This is a genomic window from Bradyrhizobium jicamae (genome assembly GCF_018130215.1).
GTDB classification, from domain to species: domain Bacteria; phylum Pseudomonadota; class Alphaproteobacteria; order Rhizobiales; family Xanthobacteraceae; genus Bradyrhizobium; species Bradyrhizobium jicamae_A.
In genome coordinates, this window is record NZ_JAFCKQ010000112.1 from 1 (window position 1) to 2,435 (window position 2,435).

Below are 2,435 nucleotides of genomic sequence, written 5' to 3' on the forward strand. Positions count from 1 at the left end.
ACAATCGTGAAGTCGTTGTTCACCTTGGTTGAGCCAAAATACAAGCCTGGGGTCGTCTTGTCGGCTGTCTGAACGGTTCCCTCGACCTTGGGCGCGCCCAATTTCGCCGTTTCGGCCTTCAATATCGCCATGGCTTTCGCGACTTTTGGGTCCGTTTGCGCGTTGCTGGGACTCGTCATGAGTGTGGACGTTGCGATGAAGCAACCAGCGGCCAGGAGACCAACAAGAAAGCTCTTGCGATTCATTTGAGTGGACTCCTCTATGAGAGACGGGCGTTACGAATATCACAGTCTGCGAAGGGCATTTTTTGATGCAAATCAAAGGGACCGAAGCGATGGCCAAGCCTGGCGCGACGGCTCACCACAATGCATGGCAGCGATGGAGCCGCTGGCAATTTAATGACCGCTCCGGGTCAAGATCGGTAATGCTCTGAAGGAGCGGAATAATTCCGTTTTACCCCCAAGAGCGGACATCTACGAGTTTATGAGTACGCGCCCTTCGACGCGTATTGTCAGACCAATTTCCACGAAAGGGCTTTTCTATGTCTATTACCGTTGAGGCCGTCATGTGCCACCCTTGCGCTTGGCGAGCCCGACCAGGTTGATGATTGCTCGATGCAGCAGCCGCGCGTCGGTCGGATGCGCAGCCGCCTTGGGCTGCACCGTGGCATCGACCACCACGCGCTCCAGGTCCTTCGGGCCGATGGCGCCTGTCTTGTGCGCCACCGACAGACCTTCCTGGATTAGCGCAACGAGCTGCTCCTCGCCGACCCTACGCTCTTCGGAATTTGGTGAGGAGTGCAGTTTGTGCCAGCTAAGTATGACTACGGTACTCCGAGAGAAGTAGCGAGACGGAGCCGTGGGTCTAGATTTTACGATACGCCGAGCGAACTTGCGCCAAGTTGGAATGACTTACTAGCCACGAACTCCCGCTCTTCCACTCGAACGTAGAAAGGTCTCTTGCAAGGTACTTGTCTCATCTGCCATCGTGATAGCATGGAGGCGGAAATGTCAGACAACGCAGCGCCACCACCCAGCATCATGCCGCTGATCGCCGGATTTATGCCGGCGCGGTTGGTCTTCCTCGCAGCGGAACTTGGCATCGCCGATCTGATAGCCGGCGGGACGACCGCCACCGAAGGTTTGGCGCAGCGCACAGGCATGCACGCTCCTTCGCTCAAACGCATGTTGCGTGCGCTGTGCGCCTACGGCGTATTCGAAGAACGGACTCCCGGAGAATTTGGCCTTTGCCCCATGGGGGCCCAGTTGCAGAGCAATGTTGCCGGATCGCTGCGCAATTTTGCGCGCTTCTTCCCCGATCAGCGTGCCTGGAAATGCCTCGACGAGATAAACTACACCATTCGGACTGGCGAAACCGGAATGAGCCGCGCGTTCGGCATGAACAGCTTCGAATGGCTCGCCGAACACCCAAAGGAAGCTGCTATCTTTAATGCCGCCATGGCGGACGTTACGTATGTTGTCGCGCGAAGCGCGACTGCCGCCTACGACTTTTCAACATCTCCAGTCATTATGGACGTGGGGGGCGGCAATGGGTCCTTGTTGGCCGCAGTTTTGCGCAGTGCGCCAAGCAGTGCCGGCATCCTGTTCGATCTTCCGGCCGGTCTCAGAGAAGCCGAAGCGACACTCAAAAGTGGCGGCGTGGCGAACCGTTGCAAGGTTATCTCGGGTGACTTCTTCGAGTCGGTGCCCGCGGGCGCTGATCTGATGGTTCTCAAAAGCGTGATCCACGATTGGGACGATGAGCGCGCCGTTACCATTCTGATCCGATGCCGTGCCTCTGCTTTGCCCGAGACCCGTTTAATTCTCATGGAGCGCCTGATGCCGGAATGCATGACCGCCTCGGCGGCGCATCAACGCGCCGCGGCTCTGGACATGCGGATGCTGACCATCACCGGTGGGATCGAGCGAACGGAGGAGGAATATCGCCAGCTTTTGAAGAGTGCAGGTTTCGCCTGGACGCGAACGATCGCTTTGGGACCGCCCGCGGACCAAGCCATCCTCGAAGCCGTGCCAGCGCGCTAAATGTCCGTCGGTTGACCTGTCCTACTTCGTAATTATCCCCATCCGGCGAGTAAGTGATGCAGCCCGCCGGATTCTTCCCTAAGGCGGGGCTTTTCTTGCCCGACGGCAGATCCCTCGACCATCCATGAGACAATCTTCCATGTTCCCACAAGGCACTTGCGGCGGTCATCTCTCAGATCCAGCGTGGACGATCCGTGTACCTTGAGTGCGGTGTTGATCGGTATTGCCTGATACGCCGCAGTCATGAGGAAGCTCCATTTCAGGGTTCGGTCGAAGATCGACCGGCCAGCTGACCCATCCAGATCTCAGGCATAAGGTACGCATACGACGAGGACCGCCTGATAGACGCACGCGCGCGGGCACAGTGAGCTCTATGATCGGTTGGGTGAAGGT

Annotated in this window: 1 protein-coding gene and 2 pseudogenes; 1 reads left to right on the forward strand and 2 read right to left on the reverse strand. The window is 57.8% G+C overall.

The genetic code is table 11. The features are described from left to right. Both JQ586_RS40120 and JQ586_RS40125 read right to left on the reverse strand, forming a co-directional pair. Nucleotides 1-245, reverse strand: a pseudogene (locus JQ586_RS40120) (hypothetical protein); the annotation flags it as partial. Nucleotides 246-572: 327 nt separating this feature from the next. Next, nucleotides 573-773 (reverse strand): annotated as a pseudogene (locus JQ586_RS40125) (IS5/IS1182 family transposase); the annotation flags it as partial. 234 nt (nucleotides 774-1,007) lie between these two features. On the opposite strand from JQ586_RS40125, the gene JQ586_RS40130 reads away from it, so the two are divergent. Then, nucleotides 1,008-2,042 (forward strand): methyltransferase, encoded by a 1,035-nt coding sequence (locus tag JQ586_RS40130; protein ID WP_212400138.1) that lies wholly within the window; start codon nucleotides 1,008-1,010, stop codon nucleotides 2,040-2,042. Nucleotides 2,043-2,435 lie beyond the last annotated feature (393 nt).

What these genes read in the sequence shown, in the direction of transcription:
- JQ586_RS40130 (WP_212400138.1), top strand. Translation starts at nt 1,008, where the DNA reads ATGTCAGACAACGCAGCGCCACCACCCAGCATCATGCCGCTGATCGCC.